This is a genomic window from Aquimarina sp. TRL1 (assembly GCF_013365535.1).
Classification (GTDB): Bacteria; Bacteroidota; Bacteroidia; order Flavobacteriales; family Flavobacteriaceae; genus Aquimarina; species Aquimarina hainanensis.
The window spans coordinates 2,660,102-2,681,982 of sequence record NZ_CP053590.1; the positions used below are offsets into that span (position 1 = coordinate 2,660,102).

Sequence of the window (21,881 nt, forward strand, 5' to 3'; positions counted from 1 at the left end):
TTTTATTGGTTTTTATAGTGGTATTTGTTTTCTGAAATAAGGTTTCCATCGGCATCTTTTATAGAGTGAAGGCGTCCCAGAGAATCATAACTGTAATAAGTAGTTATTCCTTTGGGATCAGTAGTACTGGTTACTCCTATCATTGGATCATAGGTATAGGTAGTGATCAAGGCATCTGGTAATTGATCCCGCAATGCATTGAGTTTGTTTCTTAGAAGTTGTTCTTTACAATCCGGCTCACTACAATGGTCTGTATCTGCATTAGAAGCTGTTTTAATAGCGGCTACATAAGTCCTTACCTGACTATAGGTAGCATTCTCTATTTTAGCAACAGGCAGCTGATCCTGATATCCATAGATATATACGATATGACTAGCTAAAGGTTTAGAAAGTTCTAAAAGATTCCCTTTGCTATCGTAGGTATGATAATACAATCGGTCTTCGAGTGCTGTTTTATTGTTTTTTGCTTGCAGAATAGTTTTAGGCAATGCTTTACCATCATTGGTATAGCGTATTCTTTGAATAGCCGTTAGTTTTTCTGATTGATTGTTTGTGATGGTATAAACTTCATTTTGGATAGGTGTGGCTAATCGATATTGATCTATAAGATCCTGATAAGCCGTTTTTTCCTCTTGACTTAATCCGGTTAATGAGGTATACTCCTCTGGGTAAAAGAAGCGTTGTCGTTTGGTTTGCTGCTGATTATAAGTTGTCTTACTTTTTACCTTTTGCAAGGCTGTGTTGTAGGTAAACTCACTGGTAACAGTATAAGGCTCTCCCTTTAGATACTCGGTAGTTTCTGCTTTTTTTCGCTGGCTGTGTGCCATTAAAATACGATACCTGCCAATGGTAAAGTTTTCCTCCCCTAATACAGCTCCTCCTTTAAAATCAACTTTTAGCGCATTGGTTAAATGTTCTTTAAACTGATAGCTGTGTTCCTGCTGTTGTAAAGTTTCTCCGTTTCTATTGGAAATTACAGAAGTGATCACCTTTCCATTGGAATGTGCTCTGTCAATGGGTGGAGGAAATGGAAATTCCTGATCGATGATATTCGTTGCATTTATAAAAGTTGTGCTAACAACTCCATTGGGAGTTTGGTGATTATCCTCCCCTTTTTGAATGCTACTGACCTTACTGTATCCTATATGAGACCCGTTGGTGATTCCTAAAGCAGACCTGTCGGTATCCAGTGCTACCATATATTGACAAGAAACATTGGTTCCTCCCCCTCCTGTACCAACCCATTGCAGGGTTTGTTTTTCAAAAAGGTAATTAGGTTCCTGATGTATCATTCCCGAGGAGTATCCTTGAGCATCTTTATATTGATATTGCTGAGAAAGAAGTAGTTTGTTATTAGCATCGTATTTTTTAATAGATGCTACCCGTACTCCTCCTGCTTTTTTTTCATATAAAGGAATGTTAGTTACTTTATGATGAATCAGGGTTATAGTGGCGCTATCTCTGGAGGTGTTCTCACAGTTTCTCCAGGTTGCTTCTGCCACCAGAGAATACGATCCGGGAGCTAATAATATTCCTTTATCGATATCATTATTGGTTAATGAGATTGTTAACAGAACATTATTCTGGCTATTATATAGGGTTGCCTTAGGGGCTTTCCCTCCGGAAAAATAATTATCAGTATATTTATCTACCTTTCCAAATACCCTGACCATTACAGGTTTATCAGGGGAATTAGGGTCGCCAGTAATGGTAAAAGAGGTACGATCTGTATCGGTATTAATAGCTGTACACCCTTGTCCGGAATTTCCTGTAGCAGTTACTTTTTCAGTGTGCTTTTGGCTTACAAATTCATTGATTCTGTTTCCACCGACATATCCATAAGTATTTTGTTCAAAGGAATAAGTATCATAGCCCCCTGTGGGGTATTTTATTTTATAAAGCACTCCTTTTTTAGAACCTTCCAGATCAGCTGATCGGTCTGCACTTCCAAAACTGGCAACTCCATTGCCTGGTACTTGTATAAAGTAAGGAGGCAGCATATCTCTGGAGGTATTGTTATTGGCAAATCCCCAATGGTCTTTTTGATGTGAAGACCGCTCTGGAAGTTGTTGATGATAGAAAAATTCATAAGGAGCAAGCCCTTCAAGGTTACTTCCAATCTCCTGAAGTCTGGTCAATGTCAAACGCCCTGTTGCTTGTGAGTGAGTGAGTTTATATTTTTTGATGAGTTTGTTTTGATCACGGTTTTTGATTTGTATCTCGGAGATTGCAAAAAGATCATTACTGGTAGGCATTACCTTATAGGATGCAGGAATAAAAGAGATCTCTACAGGGGAGCTGTCTGAATAGATTCTTTTAAGCGCTTTTCCATTAATATCGATATCGGTCTTGCTATATTGAATAGGATCATTGATACTTCCTCCACATCTGGAGCTTCCTCCAACCAAATGACTTCTTGTTCTGGAAGTATAGATGTTATGATCTTTAATGGTATATGGAGTATACTCAAAAAACAGATTAGCATTACTAACAGGGGCTGTGATTTGGCTAATGTACCAGGAAGAGATATACCCATCCTGAGCCAGATAACAGAGATTTCTTCCAGATTTTATATTAGCAGTAAATTCAGCAGCCTTAAATGTATAACGTACCCCATCTGGAGTTGTAAATATCCATCCTGTAATGGTAGAAGCATTTCCCCCATGTTGAATCGGGGTAATTGCTATTTGTGTTTCTGAAGAAATAATAATATTTCCATTCCAGTCAAAGTGAAATTTACCGGTATATCCATTGAAGTTAAAATTAAAAATGTCCGGTTGTGCATCATAACACCCTTGTCCGATACTCTGAAGGTAGCCATATCTGGTTTGATTTTTATCTCCATGGCTCAGGTAGTTATAGTCTACTTCATTTTTTAGGGCAAGGAACCCTTTAACAGGTGAAGAGATATCATCGGGTAAGCCGTTCATAGTTCTGGTTACTACCCCGGCAGCTTGCAGAGACCATCCCAGACCAACTGAGCTGGAAGCTTCAGTAACCTTAAACCCTCCTGAAGCGTATAAAAGACTAACAGGAAGCCGTATGGAACCTTCTTCTATTTGATAGATAGGAATTTGTTTTTGAACCATCCCTTTATGCTCATTAATGGTCATATCCACGTATTTTACAATACTGGCAGCCTCTGGAGAAGGACCAATAGGGTTAGGAATTTGTACTTTGTTGTTTTGTGCTTTTAGAGAAAGAGGAATACCAATAATACAGCTCAGTACTGTAATAAAGGTTAATTGCCGGATTTTGTGTCGTTTTTTCATGAAAAAGCTATTTAATAACTGTTGTTTATGAATCGATTTGAATTATTAATTATGTTTAAATGATGGCATGAAATTCCCTATACCATTAAAACTGGTTAATGGTATGATCACTGTAATTTCAATACAATATCTGGTAGTAGGTGAAAGGGAGGAAGATTGGGATCTGCCTGTTTTGCTTACATAATAAGATGATTTTTTAGAGTTATTTGTGTGATTGAACTAAATATGTTAATAAGCTTATATTCAGGGGCAAATATAAATGTTAAAATCCCTCTATCAATCGGGGAATTTCCCCTTTTTGCAGTAGTTGCAGTAAATAGTTTGTGAAGCCTTAATCCATAAAGGGTTTTATTTGAAGGAAGTAGGTTGTTTTCTTTTAATAGCTGCTGTAATCTGCTAAATGAAATAGAGGTGTTGTTTAATCTTACTTGTAAAATAGAATCTTTAATATGATCATAACTAACTACTAGTTTTGCTAATCCACCTTTATTATCAGGCAAAAGTAAATGGTTTGTTTCTATCCCTTTTTTTGATAAATGTACCTGCGTAAGACAGGGAGGTTCACTTTTATAGGTGAGTTGAACCCCCGAGAGCGAATACAATGTATGTACTTTGGTTGCTTTTAGTAGAGGAGTATTCAAATCAAAAAGCCCTTTATAACTTCTTTGGCTATGTAGAAGGGGATATTCTTTAGAGATGGTTTTACTATCGGGGTAGAACCATTTTATATAAATAAGCCCGGAAGCAATGATTATAAGCGATATTCCATTTAAAAAGAATCTCCATTTGATGCTTTTCCTTTTAGATATCAGAAGACAAGCAATATTTAGCATCGCGATACATAAAATAATAGAGGCTGTCATATTTTTAATTTTACTGTTATTACTTTAGAGAGTAGCTTACCAGAAAATAGCCGAAGCAACTATAGCAATAGCATACAGGAAAGTGCACCTATCAATAGATTAATATGTAATACTATTACCTAAAGTATACTTCGGCACTGGTAACCATCCGCTCTAAAACGATATATATGAATTAATTTTTTTCAACATTGGTCAGAAAAAGGCGAATAGCTCTACGGATGATCTCAGCGGATCTATCACTGCTTTTTCCCTGACTATACAATCTATCGATCCATATGTAGATATGAGTCTGATAGGGTTCTCCATGTACTATAGAAACCATAAAACTATCTAGTTCTAAGGCTAGTTGAGCAATGACTTCTGTTAGAAAAATGGTTTTATCAATATGTAAATCATCTATCATTGGCTCATTCTTTTAATGACCTTATGTAGTAGTTGGATTTGAGTATCATCAAGGCGTTTTCCAACATTAAAACATTGATAGATGGCTTCTTTTTCTATGTTTAATTCCTCTGCCAGTGCAGGGACTTTTATTAAATGTCTGTTTTTTATAAGCCAGCTCTCTACACGATCTCTGGTGATTGGTTTTTTGTGTTTCATGATGAGTTATTTCTTTGTTAATAGCAACTGATGACGATAGTAGATCAACTAAGAAATAAGCATAAGTAATGGTAGATAAGGGACAGGGGGAGCTTCACACAAACTCAACTTAAAAAAACCAACTAATTTTACTACGTTTCTTTTTAGGACTTTTACAAAGGAATTTTTCTAATAGTGTATCTATTGCAAAAGGTTGTTTGCTATGGTATACTGTTTCCATTTTTTTGATGACTTGTTTTTTTGTTTGATTAGACAATCGGTTATAAGTAGGGTGTGTATGCAAGTTTAGCAGGAGTTCCGGTAGGCTTTGGGATGATTTTGGGGTATTGTTCTTTTCTATAGGATATTTTGGCAAAGCAAAGCATCTGGCTCTATAGATAATTTTTAAGGCTTGTTCTTTAGAAATCCCTTTATTGTATAGTTTGTTTGTCCATCTATAGATTAAGACTTCATAGGTATCTCCATAGGATAGATTATGCATAAAAGAGGTAATGTCCATATGTAATGAATTGACAATAAAAATCAGATACTTGTTTTGCGTTGTTGTGCTGTTATTTTTCATAATGGGGAGTTTTTTGTTGTTTTATTTTGGGGATATTTTTTTTAGTTCTTGCTGTAGCATACTAAGAGCTGTTTTATTAGCTGTAATCTGCTTTTTATGAGTTTTGATACTCATCTTAAGAAGGTCTATTAAAATCTCTTTATTAGGCTTTTTGGTTTTACGATCACGAATTCTTCTGATCGTATTAATATATACCTTATGCTTAGTAGCAAGAGTTTCCAATTGTTTTGATGTCAAAGAGGATTTTAACAGCTTGGATAATTCTATAGAAATAGTAATTGTTGTAGCTTCCATTACTATGATGTTTAGTAAAGTCGAGCTAAGGCAACAGTTTGTAATTCTATTAGAAAAGGCGGCGGATTGCTTACAGGAGTTTTCATATATTTGTTTGATTAGAAATTTGAGTTTCAAATATACTGTACAAAACTAAAAAAAACAATACAAAACTGTAATTTATTGTGTTGATGCTATAATTTTATGGAAAAACCTGGAGAAAGATTAGATTACGCAAGAAAACAATTAGGACTAACTTATAAAGCTTTAGGTGAAATTGTTGGTATTACAGAATCAGGAATGAGATTGTCCATTGTAAGAAATAAACTAAAAGAATATCACCTGAATTTGATTTCATCAGAAACAGGAATAAATAAAGAATGGGTACTCACAGGGAAAGGAGATATGCTCAAGAATGATATAGCAGAAAAAGAAAAACCGCTATTTATCGGTAAGAATAAGCAATTAGAGGTAGGTAAATTTTTAGACGTGTTTTTCCTTTATGAAGAAATAATTTTGCAAGATGAAAGGTTTAAAAAATATTTGAGTTTGAAAGAACAAAAGGCTGTTATAAAGTATCAACATGAACTGCTTACAAAAGCTCAATTAAAAGAGGGAGAATAATGGCTTTAGTGAAACCATTTATATTTACTTGTTCTATTTTAAATAGTAATTTTTCAATGTTTTGCCGAAGTAATATTTTTTCAAAAAATAGGATTTGAAACTTACTGGCTTCCTCTTCTTTTTTCGTCTTTAAGTTTTTGCAATTAATGATTTTTTTATCCTTTTTGCTTAATTCAGAAGTGATTTCTAATAATTCTTCTTCAAGTTCTATTTGGAGCTTTACTATTTCATCATTTCTGCCAAAACCGTACTCAGAATACGCCTTCTCCAATAATTTATTTATTTCTTTTTTATTAGGCATCTTAAAGGATTTTTTCGAATGTTTTATAGATTGATTCATCAAGCTTTTGAGCATCATCTATGACTTCTTCTTTTGAAAGTTTTTTATTAACAGCTTTTTTAGCTAGAGGAAAGTAATAATTATATCTAAGAGAAGAAACAAGGTTTAACAAAGTAGCAATCTTAGATTTTAAACTAATTCTTTTTAAAAATAGCTCTAAGATAACTTTATAGGATAGGAATAATAGGATCGATACTCCTATAGAAATAACGATAAAAGTAAAGATGTATGATGTTTGACTTAGATCAATATCAGGAGTAAAAATCCATAATATATAAAATATCGCTGGGATAGCTACTAAGCAAGAAACGATATAAAAAAGGGATTTTACTTGAGTTGGTCTAACGAATACGACACTTATTGTAAAAATTATTAAAGAACTTAAAAATAAAGAAAAAACAATTCCAAATTGACTAATAAATACCTTGAACGATGTAAATCTAAAGTAACTAATTTCCTTCTTGGTCGAATTAAGCTTTTCAAAAGTATTTATTACTTGTAATTGTTTTTCTTCATGTAATTTTGAAAGTTTCCTACTTTCTTTAATAAACTCATTACTGGTCAGGTTACCTTTCTCATAATTATCAATAAGTTGATATGTGTCATTTATAATTTTAGTCCTTTCTCTTTTTTGTTTTTTAAAATCGTTTCTTATTGATGTTATTTGACTAGAGTCATTAAAAAATAAACTAGCTAAAGGAGCATTAAATGATATGAACGCAACAATAGCTAGTAAGAATAAAACAATTTTATATTTTTTAGTCGACAGTGTCTTCATCTCCTCCTGAGCCACTCCCTGGTGAAATGATTTCATCTTTCTCTGTTGCCTTTTGCTCTCTTTTGTCAAAGCCTGTCTCATCGTTAATATCTTGTGTTTCACAACTTGTTATAGAAAGAAGTACACTAAATAATCCGAATAGAATGATAATTTTTTTCATCTTGATATTGTATTTTAAAAAATATGACTTTCTAAAATACAATTAAAACAGGAGAAATTCCTGCCAAAACGAAACTATAATTCTGTTATAGAACCTACTAAGCAATAATTATTTTGCGGAATTATAATCGCTGGGGAAAAAAGTAATGTTTGCTTATATCTCTAACTACCGATTTTAATAAAACTTCTTACAATTCAAATATAAGTGATCAGCACCTTTTAATGTTTGCGGTAATGCCGTAAAAAAAATACGTGGTCATTTGGTGACCATAGTAACCTCTTTTTTATCAGTACTTTGAGTGCTAAAAAACCATAATAAATATGTTAAAATTAGTGTTAAACAACCTAAAATCAGCACTTTTACACAGAGTGTTTTATATGTTAAAGTCTGCTAAAAAATCTTAAAAGGGCAATTCAGAGAAGAAAAATCAAATCCATTTATCTGGATTATTTTTGATAAATGCTGTTTTTTCTTTTCCATACATAGCTAATAATTGTTCCTCCGTATAATCTTCCAGGAGCTTACCACACTTAGTATATATTTTTGTGTTTATACCAGAGTTAGAAATAGTTTTATTGGATAATAGCTTTTTAATAAAAGTAAGCATTAGGTAATTAGATGTTTTTTTATGATTCGCCATAAGCATGAAAATACAATATAGAAATAGCTTTTAAATATATAGGAAAATTTGGTTTAACTATTTTGTATTATAATACAAAAGATGTAATTTTTCCATTTTGTCCTTCTTTTAACTAGTAAAAACCTTTATATAATTCTGTATTTTAGTTATTTACCTGTTAAAAGTCTGCGGTTTGCCCACAATGTTTTTGTTTGTATACTTAGTAACTTTACTATTCACACAAAACCTCTAACTTATGACTATACAGGGCAAACTTCTCCTGGAGGGAGAAGCGTATACGATCATTAACTACACTACAGAAATAACCCAGCAATGCGACTATAACGGGCGACCATTTTCTAAACCAAACTGGAAAATACACGATATAGTACTACGAACTAATAAACGCAATGATCATTTTTTTGAATGGGCAGTTACTCCATTAATGACGAAACATTGTGAAATTATATTTTCTTCTGCGGACGGAATAAGCAGAAGCAGTACTTATAAATTATTCGATGTGCATTGTTTATTTTATAATTTGGAATTCGATGCCAATAACACCTCTTCTATTTTATATCGCTTAAAGTTATCAGCTGCCACTACTTTCTTTAATGGAGTGCTTATGCTGACAAAACCTTGGGCTAAAACAGACCCGCATGTAACTACTACGAAAAAAATTACAGAAGAGGAAGAGGCAGCTTTAATAGACTACTATCTGACAGATGAAACAAACAAACGCTTAACGAGTGCAGAGATAGGCGATACGGTGTATTTAACCATCCAAACTAAGAATCTTATAGGCGAACTCCTTTCTATTGATTTACACAATCCTAATGTTGATTTCAAGTATGAGGGAAAATTAGTAGAAAATGATGTTCTAAAAAACATTCAGGTGCAAGCAGCAATACAGAGGATAGCTTTGGAAGTATTGCCAGAGAGTAGTGATATAGAAACGCAACAAATGGTATTTTGAAAATGGGTAGAAATGAATTTAAATTAAATATCGCAGGTTTTTCCAGATCGTTAGAACTGAAAATAAAAGAGCAAGAATGCAAGATTCCTTCTCTATTACTCGTTAGTAGAGTTTGTATAGAGAACTGTATATGGACAAGTGAAGATACAGAAATAACTAAAACAGTAGATAAAAAAAAGGATGGATTTATACACCCCTGGGTTATCAAATCGCTGAAGTTGTTTTTAAAGACACCCGAAGGACAAGAAGTGTTTGGGTTGTTCTTAAATGAAGGAGACTCCATCGTTTTAGATAATGATAAGGTGTTTACGGCAACTTGCCGTGGAGATTTTTATGACATTCACGCCTTGCATTTTATAGAAATGAGTGATATGAAAGGAGGTGCTTTAGCGAGTACCATAACTCAATTTCATCAGCGTTGCCCCAGAAAAATAGAGGCGTATAAGTGGCATGCTGAAAGATCTGTGCGAACATTTTGGATTGTAAGTAATAAAGAGAGAATAAAGAACAGTCCTAAGAATTTCTATCTAAAAGTAATTATTAAAGTTTATATAAGAAACTATATAGAAGCTGCAAAGGAAGAGAAATGGGATGAAGAGCGAGTAATTGCACAGATGTGTCATTCTATAGGACATGAGTTTTTTATTCATGCATGGAAAAACGCGATACCAGCTATGAAAGCTTGGTGCAATAATGATCTTGATTCATGTTTTGATATATTCCAAAGAGATACGGGATATAAAGGTAAACATGACCATGCAGCATATGCACAAGATATAAGTGATGAGGGGCTTCGCAAAATGAAATCTTTCCAGGAGAGTTTACGAGGTCTCATTGGAGATAAATTGTATAGAAGTGTAGTTACGGATCATGATAAAAAATATAAGGCATTGAAAAATGTAGTAATACCTAAAGGAAGTCAAATAAATACTGAGTACTGATGAAATGGTATTGTATATTTATATGTCTTATCTGTGTTTCTTGTCATCAATATGATAAGGATAAAGATGTGCAACAAATTTTAGGATTTATTGAAGAGGATTTTTATAAAAAACATGCAGAGGAGAGACTCCTTAATAATAAGCTGATGATTCCGCCAGATTCTCTGTGGTGGGAAAAGAATAATGGAATAACCAGAGATGGAGGAGATCCGATTGAAGAATTAACCTATTTAGACGAAAAGGACTTGGATTACTTGATAAAACAAAGAGCTGCTGTAGAAAACAATGAACCGATACGATATTATCCATATAAAAACAAGATTACCAGAGAAGCTTTGATTGATTTAGCTCCGTATAAAAAAGCGTATGAGGAGTTTTCCAGAGAATGGTGGCGGGCAATAAAAAATGATCGAAAAAAAGAATGGGTTGTTTGTTATTCTTACCCTGTTTTTAATAAAAAGCATACGATTGGGTTTGTTATATCATATGTAATTTCACAGGAAGGTTTTCACGGAGAAAATGATCGAAGAATGATGATTTTTCTTAAAGAAGAGGGGAAGTGGAAAAATGTGTGGTAAGATCAGGAATAGGATAAAATTGTAATAGTTAATATGTAATAGTTAATCTAAACTACAATTCATCTGAAATTTGGAAAATCAATAACTCTTTTCCCTCTGTTTTTAGAGGTTACCCTTATTTCTTTTTTTTGAATCCTTAATAAGAAACAAATCACTGTTTTTTCAATTAATTACCATTTAAGAGACACTTTGTTTTAAAATAGCTATGTAGATAGCAGAGCAGATTATTATAAGAAGCCTAAAAATGTTAGAGCCATGGCATAGGTCATTTTAATGGGAATTACTAATTATTTAAAACTGGAATTATAAAGGATTTTTTTGTTGAGATTGTGAAAAATTTAAAAGATTTATTTCTACTACTATATAAAACACTAGTTAAGACTCGTAAGCCTTAAATAGTTTAATCTTTTCTTTCATTAGAGTTTCTTTTTCTTCTAAATTTAGGTATCTATATAAATTTCTAGAAATCTCATACATTGTAAGTAAATAGCTACTATTATTTAATCCCATATCTTCTAAAATTTTAATTCCTTTTTCTTGGTGGTCTATTGCTTTAATAAATTCATCTGTCGTAAGGAATAAATTAGACAATTCATTATGGTAAGCAGCTAAATAGAAATCATTTCGTTGGTTTTTATTTAAAGACTCATGTAATTTTATCCCCTCCCTTAAAAATTTAATAGCTTTTTCATAATCGCCTACAAGTGAATATGATTTTGATAATATTCGATATTCTATGCTTAATTGTTGATCGTCATAAAGCTGGTACTGCTTTCTTATTTTTTGAACTTTTTTAAAATTCTCAGCCATTTTTGGTAAATCATTGTCAAGGAGATAGATATTTGATAAGTTATTTAAGGTAACTATTCTATATCCTGAAATGCTTTTATCATTATCAACATAAGATTCTAGCGCTTTTTCAAAATATAAAATAGCCAAATCTTTTTCATCATTTTCTGCATAACAAAGTCCTAAGTTATTATAAATTACTCCTAAGTTGTTTTTATTTAAAGGTGTATATTTTGATGCCCTATTTGCTAAATCGATCAACTTATTTAAGTTGCTCTTTGCCCCTGTATAAAAGCGTTTAGCATAAAGAAATTCGTTCTCTAACAACAAAAGAGGTTGATATATACTTTGCCTATATTCCTCTTTTATAGAATCAAGAATAGATTCAGCATATCTTAAAAATCTGAAAGAGTTTTGAGGCTCATTGTAACCCTCTTCAATTCTCCTGATAAGCCAATTGATGGAAAACATATTTGAAATAAATGGACTTATTCCTTCTCTTTGTTTATAGATAATTACTTCCCTTATAATCTTGTGAATATCAAACTTTTTTCTATCCTCACTTACGACCAAAATTCCTTTTTTATCTAGTGAATTAAGTATGTTAATTATTTCAACTTTATTCTTTTCGTAAAAATCTTTACCGTTAATTAGAATTAAATCCTCAATTATTATATTGTTTGAAGGTAGAAGTGCTAAAAAGTCAAGATAATTTTTCTCATTACTTTTAAGATTCGGCAAACTAAATTTTTCTAATAAATAACTAAATATTTTAATAGGCTCGTCTTCACTAGCAATATCTATATCTATCTTAAATTTTGTTTGATTTAGGCTTTGTTCCGAATATGATTCTAAAAAAGATTCTAGAGTTAAATCAAAACTATTGTGGATTGTTTTAGCTATTAATTCTACGACTAAAATATTATAACCCACTAGGCTAAATAACTTTTTCAGCAATTCATCACTTGATTCTGCTGTGCAATTCTTCAAATATATTTTCTTCAAATTAGAAAAAGTAATCTTAGGTAGCTTTGTATTGGGAATTGTCTTAAGGTTAGTGCGAGTTAATATGAGTTTTTCCCAATTTTTAGAAAGTCCTAAGTTTTGAAGTTCACTTATCTCATTCACTGAATTTTGGATATCTAGAATGAGCAAATTAATTCCATCTAATGCATTTAGTTTGCTCAAAATGAGTTTAAAAACCTCGCTATCATTTTCATTATTAGCTGCCTTTATTTCTTGCAAATTCTGTCTTAAAGCGCTATCTAATATGAATGAAGATTGAATAGAACCTTCAACACCAAGCCATATAATGTGATTATATTTTTCATAATATGCTGACAAAAACTTCTTACCAAAAGTAGTTTTCCCCATACCTCCAGGAGCGCTAATTGAGAGTGTTTTTTTATCATTTAGACTTAAGCTAACCTCATCTAAAAAGTTATCCCAATCAAAAACCTCAATAGATGAAAAATCTGGAAGAATATTTAATTCTTTGATTTCAATATCTCTTTTTGATTTAAGATTCTCTTTTAAAGTTTTTATTTCCTCAAATTGAAGGTCTTGTGTTTTGCGTATTTCATTGACACTTAATTTTAAAGACTCTATTTCAATATTTAGAAGTTTGGTAAATCTTTTATCTATTAGTTCGGTAATTTCATCATTTGTACGACTTAGAATTTGATCAATAAAATCGTTAGTCAAAAATCTGTCAGCCTTAACCTTTCTTTGAGACGCTCGATAAATTTCTGACAATAAAGAACTAAATAATAAGTGTCTTGGAATTTTTCCAAATTTTGAATTTTCAAGCAGCTCATAAATTTCGTTTGTAATTGAGTCAATAGCGTCTTCTGGAAGTTTGCTTTTAAAATCCCAATTGATACTTTTTACAAATGATTCGGTGCTATTACTATTTATTTCTTCAATTATTGATTCATAAGCAATTTTAACTTCGTCTTTTTTATCACTAGTAACTACTTTTGAAAGTAGTTTGTTCTTTCTTATTTTGAATTCCTTACTAAGAATAGTCTCAATTTTATTAGTGCAAAGTGTAAGAAGTTCACCATCCCTTAAAGGATGTTCTTGAACCCATCTCAATAAAAGTTTTTCTTTAGTAGATATTTTTGTGTTGGTAGTAAAATGAAATGATGTTTTTTCATTTAAATTTAAATGTTTCAAATACAATAAGTAAAAGTTAAATAATGCTTTTTTTACTTCTGTAGAATGTAAACTAAATGAAGAAGTATAACACTTAACTTGAGTAAAAATAAGTTCTTCTCCTATCTCTTTAATATCGTCGTCAACTTCTGTAGCCGTGGCAAGATCTTTATTGTTTATATAATTATTAATCCACTTTTTTAATACAACTAAATATTGATAATAGAAACCGCGATTAGTAGCAATCGCATCTGTATTTACTTCAAATATTTTAATAATTTCTTTATTCATATTAAATTTCGAAATCTAGTATATCGGTTTATCTGTCCAATAAAAACTTAATCCACTTACTTTTTCCACAATTTTGTGCACATCATTATCTAAAAATTTTGAATACGGACTTTTACTATACTCAAGATTCGTTTTACTGCATACTTGTTTATCTATAATATAAGCCATTACTGGTCTTATACTTCCGTCAATTAATGAAGAATACTTTTCGTTCTCTTGGTTAGGTATTTTGTATTCACATATAAGTAAGTCATCTTGTTCTTTAGGCACAGGACTAAATTCTTCTCCAACTATTTGTCTTTTTAAGTAGATTACACCGTCAAATTGCACAATATCTAATATCCTTGGCTTGTCTGTTACTTGTTGAAAATTAGAATTCAAATACTCTCTCTGATTCTCAAGCCATTTCTTAAAATCATTCCTAATCGTCGGTATTGTATCAAAATTAGAAAGCCAATGATGAAGTAGCTCTATATGTCCGCACACGCTAACTCTAACTTCTTTATCTTCCATATTCCATGCTAGAGTAAAAGAAATAATTGAGTCCAAGTCTCTTTTGATCATTTTAGAGAATACCAATTTTAAGGCTGAGATTGTAAGCTCTAAATCTTTTTGGGGATTCTTGTCGCTATGAAAAATGCAAGGGATGTTCCAATATATGTCTTTAATATTTCCAAATAGAGTATCTTCTTTAATATGAAGATTTTTGCCTAAACGTTTTAGTGCCTTCTGTATTTCAAGGACATCAACCTCTAATGTTGAATAACTAATATCTCCTAATTGAACAACATCATAAATAGAAACATTATGAGAGCTACAATATTTATATTTATTTTCCTTATGGTACGTAACCAATAAACGAATACCATCTTCCTTGCTTAAGTTATGTGGCACAAGCTCTTCTAATAAGTTTTTTGATTTAGGTAATCTATCGAATTGAGAAGCTGGTTTTTCAACTTCAAAATATTCATAGATCAGAGGATTTCCTTGCATATATTTAGTGATAAGGCTTTTCCAGTCTTTTAACTTTAAACTACCATCAATTCTGAACAACTTTTTGTAATCACTTTTTCTACCAAACTCTGTCAGTTTCTGTTCTATTCTGTCAAGATATAACTCAGTGTTATAACCGCGAATTGCGCCATCAAAATGTATAAATGTTTTTTTGCTCGTATCATAAATAGAATGGACATACCTACATCCATAAAAATCTTCGATCATCGGAGCTTCATTTTCTTTTAACTCCTCTAATTCGAACTCCTTATAGTTATTATTATTATTCCAATAAAACTCAGTTGAACTAACCTCATAATAATATTTCTCAAATTCACTACTAGAATGTTTAGTAAGCCCTGGCGATATGTTAGAAATGTCATCGTTATATTTTGGTCCAAACCAATATTCAAATTCAAGAGTTTGTCTAAAGTCAGGAGCATAACCAATCATATCACGATCTATTGCAATTCTGAGTGTGACATTTTCTTTTCCTCTATGAGACATAAATTCATCCAAAAACAGATGATGAAAATTATTTAACCTTGAAAGAGATTTTCTAAAATAATCATGCGAATAAATACAAAGAGGCAACTCATTATGAATGAATACCCCATGATACTTGTAAGTAAACTTCTTTTCAATATCGGATATATAAATTAATCCATTTTTGTCTGTTCCCTCAAAAAGTTCGGGAAAGTACTTACTCGTAATTTCTTTATCATTTATGGTCAATGTTCCCGCTCCAACATATTTAAAATCATCTGATAATTTATCCTTCAGTAATTCCAACAATTTTCCATCATTTTTGGTAATATCTTCTTTTAAATTTTGGAGCTGAGAATAACGTTTAAAATCAATTATTTCCTTTGAATCTTCATCCGATTCGGGGGCTAAAGAAAGTCCTAATTGTCTAACCAAATGAGGCTTAAAATATAAACCATATGGAATCATGCAACCTATAGGCCTATGCATATTATGTCCAAGATGCATTGGTACACCAACAGTGGCCTTTTCCCACATCATATCTTCCATTACAGATACAGGAATTAGATATCCATATTTATTGATTTGATCAGAATTAAGTATTGAAAAGGACTTACGCATTGAGTTTAAAATTTTATAAATAAAAAAGCCAATGAATTAACATCAGCCTCTAGTATTTCGATGTAATCTGCAATTATTTTGAAGCTTAAAGATACTAATTATGCAGTTAGTTTCTTACGGAAATCCATATTACTTTCTCTTATCCTTACTCTTTTTATCAAACCCAATTAGATTAAACATTTCACGCATTCGAGAACGAACTCTGTTACCATAACGTTCTTCAAGTTCTTGTGCATTAAGATTGGTTGTTCCGCTGCTATCTACATAGCTATTTTAAAACAAAGTGTTTCTTAAATGGTAATTAGTTGAAAAATAGTAATTTCTTTAACTATTTTCCGTTAGCTACACATTATTTTACAAGAATTTCTTTTGTTTTGTTGTCTTCTATAGGCTTTATGTGTATCAAGGCTAGCGTTATATTTTGAAAAATCAATAGGAACCCCATTCCATGTTTCACCAGGAGTATTTCCTTTCAAACTCATTTGTGGTCGTATCGTATTATATACTAAAACAGCTTCTTCTAAAGCTTCAGAGAGTTGTTTACTGTTATTGATTTTTTTTGCATACAGAAATTGATGTTTGATTACTTTGTTTAGTGCCTCTACCATAGAATTAGAAAAAATGATGTCTTTTTGTGCTATAATATGGTTAATAGGGATTTTAGAATTATCAATAAATTTAGTCACTAATAGGTTTGCATTTTCACTTCCTCCATCGGTTAGGAAGCGTATCTTTTCAGGAGTATATTGCTTACAGGCATTTTCTAATAGCTCTTTTATAGCACTAGAAGCTGGTTTTTTGCATACTTTGTAACCAAGAATGTATTTGGAGTAATGATCCATTAAGAAATGAATATAATGCTTTGTTAGATCCTTGGTTTTAAAAATAGTGACATCTGCACACCAGATTTGATTGGTTTTGGATGTTTTAACAGGGTTGTAATGCACTGATTTTCTTTTCTGAACCTTGTTTTTAAAGCCAAGTAATTGACAATACTTGTAGAATGTAGTTATAGCACACTGTAAATTTCCATCACGTATAGCCTTTAAATAAACGGAAGCTTTAGACCATTGCTTATATTGCTGATGCAGCATATATTTTTTTATTGTTTCGACTTCTGATTTTAAAAGCTGATTAGAGAACCGTTTAGTACACCAATTAAAATAAGAAGCATTACATGTATGAATAAGAATTGTTTTGTAATTCTGGTAAGTGCTTCTATTGATGTTAAATACTTTTAGAGCTTTGTCTATAGGGATATCATGTTTAACCTCTTCAATAACATTTACGACACTATCTTTATGTTTTTTGATAAGGCTTTTCAGTCCTTTTATTTTAAAAATGATTTGATGAAACGTATCGTTTATTTTGAAATAAGCTTCATTGATTTTCTTAATCTTAGAAGATTGATTAATACGCTTTATTAATTCTATTTCTTGTTTTACAATGGTATTTATTTCACAGAGGGCATATTTATTTTCTTTCTCCTGTTTCCAGCGAGCTATATTTGAACGGGGGATAGTAGCTATTTGTTCAGGGGTTAATATGTCTTTCAGAATTCCATGCCTTGCAAGGTGTTTTATAGAGGTATCCCAACTTTTTCGGGCATGATATGTATCCATACTTTTTTAAGGAGCAATCTAAAACGTTTTTTTTGTATTAAAAATGGTCAGTAGATAACAAGAAATAAAAAGTGATCTTTATTTTCCTGAGATCACTTTTTGTCATCATGAATTTTTGTTTAATTTTTAAATTCTTAACAAATTGTTAAACAATTTGAAGGATTGATAATAACTTGCTTATTATCAGTATTTTATTCTCAAAAAAGTTCGACAATAATCCTGCCGAGGTCACATCAAAAAGAAAACCACGCCATTGGCGTGGTTCTTTGTTTTATGGAAAAACCCAAAACTTAAGGCTTTGAGGTTTTGAAATAAAATAAGGAACCAGAGCGATTGCTCGTTTTGTATTTGCAGTAGTGAGTTTATCGAGGATCATCAAAGATAATCCTCCCTGAGGCATAAAGTATTAAAAGCCAGACAACATTGTCTGGCTTTTTTGTTGGGGATTTTTTTATATTCTCAAGAATAGAGTCATTTAGGTCACTATATTTCTTAATATTTGGATATATAAGCTACCTTAGTGATTATATAACATTGTTAGATTTAATTTCAATCGACACAAAAACAAACTCTCTATAAAATAAAAAATGCAGGATAAATTAGAGTTTTCAAAAGAAGCAATAAATATAATTGAATGTGTTAATAACACAAATGAAAACCTATTCATCACAGGTAAAGCAGGAACAGGAAAATCTACACTATTAAAATATATACAAAAGAATGACTCTAGTATTATTGTATTAGCTCCAACAGGAATTGCAGCAATTAATGTAAATGGAGAAACGATACATTCTTTTTTTAAATTAAAACCAGGTTATGAGTTTGATGAGGCTATGCACGTTCGTATAAATAATAATATGATTAGTCAATATGCAGCTATTCATACTATAATAATTGATGAAATATCTATGGTTAGGGCAGATATTTTAGATGCGGTTGATATTTTTCTGCAAAGAATCAGAAATACATCAGAACCATTTGGAGGTATTCGTATGATATTCTTTGGAGATTTATTTCAACTTCCTCCTGTAATATTAAATAATGAACGTGAAAAATTCTTACAAAAATACAAGACTCCTTATTTTTTCTCTGCTCATTCATTTATTCAAAAGGATTTATTCACTTCACCATTTATCCAAAAAACATTAGAACTCAAAACCATTTATCGTCAAAAAGACCTTTTATTTATAGATATTCTCAATGCTGTTAGAGAAAACAAAACCAATGATTCTCATTTGAGTCTTTTAAATCAACAAGTTAAAACTTCTATTGAAGATGAAAATAGTAATTTTCAAATCAGTCTAGTACCAACAAACGCAATAGCAAATAGTATAAATTTTCAAAAACTACAAACTCTTAACACATCTGAAATTAGTTTTTTTGCTCATCATACTGGCAATATTGAAAACCTTAAACCTAATGACTTTGAAGTGAAATTAAAGATTGGAGCTCAAGTAATGTTTCTAAATAACGACCCGAAAAAAAGATGGATGAACGGAACAATAGGTAATGTAACAAATATTGCTTCTACAATAGATGAAGAAACTAATGAAAATTATCAATTTGTTGAAGTAGAACTGGAAAATGGAAACATAACTGAGGTTTTACCCTTTACTTGGGAAATATCAAAGTATAGATTTAAACGAGGTCGATTTGTTCGTGAAGAAATTGGAACATTTACTCAGATTCCTATAAAATTAGCTTGGGCTATTACAATACACAAAAGTCAGGGAAAAACGTTTAACAAAGTAAAAATTGACCTTGGTACAGGAAGTTTTGCTCACGGGCAAACTTATGTAGCTTTAAGTAGGTGCAAAACTCTTTCTAATATTACACTAACAAGACCTATTTTGAAATCAGATATTATAATTGATGAACCTGTTATTGAATTTATAAAAAACTAACCCTAACAAGGTGTCCTAAAACATAGCTGGTAAAGGATTTTCGAGAGGTTTATGTATATTTAGAAAGTCCGCCAAATTTTTAATTTGGCTTTTAAAAAAGAGAAAAATTAAAAACAAAATATAAAAATTCAGCTCTTTATTAATTACCTTCTTTTCATGACAGGTCTGTCATATTGAAGCTCTTTTTAAAAAACATTCTTCATTTTCAACTGACCGATCAGGGCGTAAAGCTTCTCACCGTCAACCTGATTATCAATTGATTTATTAATATCGCAACTTGGCACTGTTTTCTATGGAGATATCATCACGGAGCAAAGATTAAGCTTTCAGAAAGCTCTGCCAATGTATAGCGTTCCCTTATAGCTTCTATTTAGACATTGGTATTGAATTGAGGGCTGAACTTTCTTCGTTTTCCTTTCATAATATTAGTTGAATTTAAACTTTCGTTTTTTACCAGGACATTGGTCTGACTTTAGGGGAGTATTACATTTTGATATTTAATGGTTTTGCAAAATTTAATCTGATTTAGTGTAAGATGAAGTTTATATTCAAAAAAAACTGAAAATAAAAAAAAATGTTTTTCGTTGTTAATGATATATGAAATCGTATTTTTTTTACAAAAAATCATTAAATAATGATAAAAAATAAAGCCGAAACCTTTGAATCTTTCAAAAGAGGAAATACACTAGCCTTCTGTGAGGTTTACACAAAGTATTATAATAAACTCTACCGCTATGGAATGTTTTTTTGTAATGATTCAAGTCTTGTTGAAGATGTAATTCAAGAGTTTTTTGTGAAAACACTTAAAAATCCGGAAAAACTTAATCATGTTCTTAATATAGAGGTTTATATGTTTCGGTCAATCAAGTTAAATGTGATATCAGAAAAACAAAAAAATAATCGTAGAGGGGTTATTCGGAAACTTTCAGTTGATCAAGAAAACTACGAAATATCGAGAGAGAAAAGTATCATTGAAGAAGAAACATCCTCTTTAAAAAAGGAATGGATGGTGCAGCAAATTAAAAATCTTCCTCCCTATCTAAAAGAAATTATTTACCTGAGATATTATGAAGGATTTAGTTACGAAAAAATATCACAAATAACGTCATTAAATAAGCAGGTAGCTAGAAATTATGTATCCAGAGCAATTCAGAAAATCCGTTCTAAAATTGAAAAAGGAAAAACATTTCTGTTTACCATTATATTTGGTTTTTCACCTCTTAAAAAATTCCGATAAATAAAACACCACAAGCATAATCTCTATTTTTTTTAAAAAAATAGGGTTACAAATTCCTTCTTTATATATCATACATATAAAACTCCTTAAAAATTAGATCAGGAGTGTTTAAATAAATTCTCTTAAAGTGATATTTATTTTGGTATGAGCTATTTTGAAATATATAAAGAAATGGATTTTGAAGAATTAGTAGAAAATCCTGAATTTCAGAGTTGGGTGTATACTCCTTCTTCATCAAATAATGATTTTTGGAAAGGATTTTTAAAAAAATACCCAGAAAAACAAGCGATAGTAGATGAAGCAAAAATGTTTTTACTTTCTGGAAAATCCTATTTTGAACAATACGATAAAACTCATGAAGAAATACAACTAGAACTCACCGATATATTTGAATTAGCTAACAAGAAACTTCCTCTGTCATTAAGATCAAAAAGAAAGGTTTTATTCAATAAAAGAAATCAACATCTTGCAATTGCAGCCTCATTTGCAGTACTGTTTTTTTTAGGATATTTTTTCTATAAGTCAAGTTATGAATTTAATAAAAACTACACCACCGACTATGCAGAATGGCAAACTGTTAAACTGCCGGATGCTTCCGTTGTAGAATTAAATGCAAATTCAACATTAAAGTTATCAAAAGACTGGAAAGATCGAGATACTCGTAAGGTTTGGTTGGAAGGGGAAGCATTTTTTGATGTAGAAAAGAACCTTACAACACATAGTAAATTTCAGGTTATTGTTAATGATCTAACTATTGAAGTTCTAGGAACAGAATTTAATGTTCAATCCAGAGGGGATCTTACCAAAGTTTTTTTAAAAGAAGGAAAAATAAAACTCTTAATGAATAATAAGGAAGAATATCTCTATCCAGGAGATTTTATTACATATTCTTCTAAAAAACAAACAATTATTAGCCGTAATAAAGTTCCTCAAGAATCATATACTTCCTGGAGAACAGGAACACTACAAATGAACGATACTGTAGATAAAATTTTTAAAGAAATAGAAAATATCTACGGTGTAAATATAGAATTAGAAGACGAAAACTTATACAATGAGACTCGTAAAATTGGGATTCCTATGAAAAACTTAGATATAGTGATTCCTATTCTTGAAATTTCACTTGATGTTGAAATAATAAAAGATAAGAACAAACTAATTGTCAGACAAAACAATTAACCAACATAAATACCCC

The 21,881-nt window shown here is 31.2% G+C and carries 20 protein-coding genes and 1 pseudogene; 7 read left to right on the top strand and 14 right to left on the bottom strand.

What is annotated here, in order from left to right; all coding sequences use genetic code 11:
- Positions 1–2 precede the first annotated feature (2 nt).
- The 6 genes from HN014_RS10840 to HN014_RS10865 all read right to left on the bottom strand — a co-directional run bounded on the left by HN014_RS10840 (position 3) and on the right by HN014_RS10865 (position 5,591).
- Positions 3–3,272: an RHS repeat domain-containing protein gene (locus HN014_RS10840; protein WP_176028893.1), complete on the bottom strand. Its 3,270-nt coding sequence runs from the start codon at positions 3,270–3,272 to the stop codon at positions 3–5.
- Positions 3,273–3,448: 176 nt separating this feature from the next.
- On the bottom strand, positions 3,449–4,135 hold the full coding sequence (locus HN014_RS10845) for a hypothetical protein (RefSeq protein WP_176028894.1): 687 nt from the start codon (positions 4,133–4,135) through the stop codon (positions 3,449–3,451).
- Positions 4,136–4,307: 172 nt separating this feature from the next.
- The gene (locus HN014_RS10850) at positions 4,308–4,538 is read right to left on the bottom strand and encodes a hypothetical protein (RefSeq protein WP_176028895.1); all 231 of its coding nucleotides are present in this window, start codon (positions 4,536–4,538) and stop codon (positions 4,308–4,310) included.
- Positions 4,535–4,735 carry a hypothetical protein gene (locus HN014_RS10855; RefSeq protein WP_176027652.1) on the bottom strand — a complete coding sequence of 67 codons (201 nt, stop codon included), beginning with the start codon at positions 4,733–4,735 and terminating at the stop codon, positions 4,535–4,537. The genes HN014_RS10850 and HN014_RS10855 overlap by 4 nt, the downstream gene beginning before the upstream one ends.
- A 109-nt stretch (positions 4,736–4,844) precedes the next feature.
- The gene (locus tag HN014_RS10860; RefSeq protein ID WP_176028896.1) at positions 4,845–5,297 is read right to left on the bottom strand and encodes a hypothetical protein; all 453 of its coding nucleotides are present in this window, start codon (positions 5,295–5,297) and stop codon (positions 4,845–4,847) included.
- Positions 5,298–5,318: 21 nt separating this feature from the next.
- Positions 5,319–5,591, bottom strand: coding sequence for a hypothetical protein (locus HN014_RS10865; protein WP_176028897.1), 273 nt, complete (start codon positions 5,589–5,591; stop codon positions 5,319–5,321).
- A gap of 183 nt (positions 5,592–5,774) precedes the next feature.
- Here HN014_RS10865 and HN014_RS10870 point away from each other — a divergent pair, with 183 nt between their 5' ends.
- On the top strand, positions 5,775–6,194 hold the full coding sequence (locus tag HN014_RS10870) for a hypothetical protein (protein WP_176028898.1): 420 nt from the start codon (positions 5,775–5,777) through the stop codon (positions 6,192–6,194).
- On the opposite strand, the gene HN014_RS10875 is transcribed toward HN014_RS10870, so the two are convergent.
- The 4 genes from HN014_RS10875 to HN014_RS10890 form a co-directional block, all read right to left on the bottom strand.
- Positions 6,163–6,495, bottom strand: a complete 333-nt coding sequence (locus HN014_RS10875; RefSeq protein WP_176028899.1) for a hypothetical protein — start codon at positions 6,493–6,495, stop codon at positions 6,163–6,165. The two genes, HN014_RS10870 and HN014_RS10875, sit on opposite strands and share 32 nt — an antisense overlap.
- Position 6,496: 1 nt before the next feature.
- Entirely contained in the window at positions 6,497–7,312 is an 816-nt protein-coding gene (locus tag HN014_RS10880) for a hypothetical protein (protein ID WP_217704371.1), read from the bottom strand.
- Positions 7,293–7,472 (bottom strand): hypothetical protein, encoded by a 180-nt coding sequence (locus HN014_RS10885; RefSeq protein ID WP_176028901.1) that lies wholly within the window; start codon positions 7,470–7,472, stop codon positions 7,293–7,295. The genes HN014_RS10880 and HN014_RS10885 overlap by 20 nt, the downstream gene beginning before the upstream one ends.
- 427 nt (positions 7,473–7,899) lie before the next feature.
- Positions 7,900–8,112: a hypothetical protein gene (locus HN014_RS10890; protein ID WP_176028902.1), complete on the bottom strand. Its 213-nt coding sequence runs from the start codon at positions 8,110–8,112 to the stop codon at positions 7,900–7,902.
- A gap of 235 nt (positions 8,113–8,347) precedes the next feature.
- Here HN014_RS10890 and tssD point away from each other — a divergent pair, with 235 nt between their 5' ends.
- The 3 genes from tssD to HN014_RS10905 are packed head-to-tail and all read left to right on the top strand — an operon-like array spanning position 8,348 to position 10,586.
- Positions 8,348–9,067, top strand: a complete 720-nt coding sequence (tssD, locus tag HN014_RS10895) for a type VI secretion system tube protein TssD (protein WP_176028903.1) — start codon at positions 8,348–8,350, stop codon at positions 9,065–9,067.
- 2 nt (positions 9,068–9,069) lie between these two features.
- Positions 9,070–10,008 (top strand): hypothetical protein, encoded by a 939-nt coding sequence (locus HN014_RS10900; RefSeq protein WP_176028904.1) that lies wholly within the window; start codon positions 9,070–9,072, stop codon positions 10,006–10,008.
- Entirely contained in the window at positions 10,008–10,586 is a 579-nt protein-coding gene (locus HN014_RS10905; protein WP_176028905.1) for a hypothetical protein, read from the top strand. Before HN014_RS10900 ends, HN014_RS10905 begins: the two co-directional genes overlap by 1 nt.
- A 375-nt stretch (positions 10,587–10,961) precedes the next feature.
- Here the strand turns inward: HN014_RS10905 and HN014_RS10910 are convergent, their stop codons facing one another.
- The 4 genes and pseudogenes from HN014_RS10910 to HN014_RS10920 all read right to left on the bottom strand — a co-directional run bounded on the left by HN014_RS10910 (position 10,962) and on the right by HN014_RS10920 (position 17,545).
- Entirely contained in the window at positions 10,962–13,823 is a 2,862-nt protein-coding gene (locus HN014_RS10910) for a tetratricopeptide repeat protein (protein ID WP_176028906.1), read from the bottom strand.
- Positions 13,824–13,838: 15 nt separating this feature from the next.
- Complete coding sequence (locus tag HN014_RS10915) at positions 13,839–15,923, bottom strand: hypothetical protein (RefSeq protein ID WP_176028907.1); 2,085 nt, start codon at positions 15,921–15,923, stop codon at positions 13,839–13,841.
- Positions 15,924–16,052: 129 nt separating this feature from the next.
- A pseudogene (locus tag HN014_RS22625) lies at positions 16,053–16,172 on the bottom strand (ATPase); the annotation flags it as partial.
- A gap of 89 nt (positions 16,173–16,261) precedes the next feature.
- Positions 16,262–17,545 (bottom strand): DDE-type integrase/transposase/recombinase, encoded by a 1,284-nt coding sequence (locus HN014_RS10920; protein ID WP_176028908.1) that lies wholly within the window; start codon positions 17,543–17,545, stop codon positions 16,262–16,264.
- Positions 17,546–18,132: 587 nt separating this feature from the next.
- Between HN014_RS10920 and HN014_RS10925 the strand changes: the two genes are divergently transcribed.
- The 3 genes from HN014_RS10925 (at position 18,133) to HN014_RS10935 (ending at position 21,865) form a co-directional block, all read left to right on the top strand.
- Positions 18,133–19,449 carry an ATP-dependent RecD-like DNA helicase gene (locus tag HN014_RS10925; RefSeq protein WP_176028909.1) on the top strand — a complete coding sequence of 439 codons (1,317 nt, stop codon included), beginning with the start codon at positions 18,133–18,135 and terminating at the stop codon, positions 19,447–19,449.
- A 634-nt stretch (positions 19,450–20,083) separates the two neighbouring features.
- The gene (locus tag HN014_RS10930; protein ID WP_176028910.1) at positions 20,084–20,686 is read left to right on the top strand and encodes an RNA polymerase sigma factor; all 603 of its coding nucleotides are present in this window, start codon (positions 20,084–20,086) and stop codon (positions 20,684–20,686) included.
- 144 nt (positions 20,687–20,830) lie between these two features.
- Positions 20,831–21,865 carry a FecR family protein gene (locus HN014_RS10935; RefSeq protein ID WP_176028911.1) on the top strand — a complete coding sequence of 345 codons (1,035 nt, stop codon included), beginning with the start codon at positions 20,831–20,833 and terminating at the stop codon, positions 21,863–21,865.
- Positions 21,866–21,881: the final 16 nt, after the last annotated feature.

What these genes read in the sequence shown, in the direction of transcription:
- HN014_RS10840 (WP_176028893.1), bottom strand. Translation starts at nt 3,272, where the DNA reads ATGAAAAAACGACACAAAATCCGGCAATTAACCTTTATTACAGTACTG.
- HN014_RS10845 (WP_176028894.1), bottom strand. Translation starts at nt 4,135, where the DNA reads ATGACAGCCTCTATTATTTTATGTATCGCGATGCTAAATATTGCTTGT.
- HN014_RS10850 (WP_176028895.1), bottom strand. Translation starts at nt 4,538, where the DNA reads ATGATAGATGATTTACATATTGATAAAACCATTTTTCTAACAGAAGTC.
- HN014_RS10855 (WP_176027652.1), bottom strand. Translation starts at nt 4,735, where the DNA reads ATGAAACACAAAAAACCAATCACCAGAGATCGTGTAGAGAGCTGGCTT.
- HN014_RS10860 (WP_176028896.1), bottom strand. Translation starts at nt 5,297, where the DNA reads ATGAAAAATAACAGCACAACAACGCAAAACAAGTATCTGATTTTTATT.
- HN014_RS10865 (WP_176028897.1), bottom strand. Translation starts at nt 5,591, where the DNA reads ATGGAAGCTACAACAATTACTATTTCTATAGAATTATCCAAGCTGTTA.
- HN014_RS10870 (WP_176028898.1), top strand. Translation starts at nt 5,775, where the DNA reads ATGGAAAAACCTGGAGAAAGATTAGATTACGCAAGAAAACAATTAGGA.
- HN014_RS10875 (WP_176028899.1), bottom strand. Translation starts at nt 6,495, where the DNA reads ATGCCTAATAAAAAAGAAATAAATAAATTATTGGAGAAGGCGTATTCT.
- HN014_RS10880 (WP_217704371.1), bottom strand. Translation starts at nt 7,312, where the DNA reads ATGAAGACACTGTCGACTAAAAAATATAAAATTGTTTTATTCTTACTA.
- HN014_RS10885 (WP_176028901.1), bottom strand. Translation starts at nt 7,472, where the DNA reads ATGAAAAAAATTATCATTCTATTCGGATTATTTAGTGTACTTCTTTCT.
- HN014_RS10890 (WP_176028902.1), bottom strand. Translation starts at nt 8,112, where the DNA reads ATGGCGAATCATAAAAAAACATCTAATTACCTAATGCTTACTTTTATT.
- tssD (WP_176028903.1), top strand. Translation starts at nt 8,348, where the DNA reads ATGACTATACAGGGCAAACTTCTCCTGGAGGGAGAAGCGTATACGATC.
- HN014_RS10900 (WP_176028904.1), top strand. Translation starts at nt 9,070, where the DNA reads ATGGGTAGAAATGAATTTAAATTAAATATCGCAGGTTTTTCCAGATCG.
- HN014_RS10905 (WP_176028905.1), top strand. Translation starts at nt 10,008, where the DNA reads ATGAAATGGTATTGTATATTTATATGTCTTATCTGTGTTTCTTGTCAT.
- HN014_RS10910 (WP_176028906.1), bottom strand. Translation starts at nt 13,823, where the DNA reads ATGAATAAAGAAATTATTAAAATATTTGAAGTAAATACAGATGCGATT.
- HN014_RS10915 (WP_176028907.1), bottom strand. Translation starts at nt 15,923, where the DNA reads ATGCGTAAGTCCTTTTCAATACTTAATTCTGATCAAATCAATAAATAT.
- HN014_RS10920 (WP_176028908.1), bottom strand. Translation starts at nt 17,545, where the DNA reads ATGGATACATATCATGCCCGAAAAAGTTGGGATACCTCTATAAAACAC.
- HN014_RS10925 (WP_176028909.1), top strand. Translation starts at nt 18,133, where the DNA reads ATGCAGGATAAATTAGAGTTTTCAAAAGAAGCAATAAATATAATTGAA.
- HN014_RS10930 (WP_176028910.1), top strand. Translation starts at nt 20,084, where the DNA reads ATGATAAAAAATAAAGCCGAAACCTTTGAATCTTTCAAAAGAGGAAAT.
- HN014_RS10935 (WP_176028911.1), top strand. Translation starts at nt 20,831, where the DNA reads ATGAGCTATTTTGAAATATATAAAGAAATGGATTTTGAAGAATTAGTA.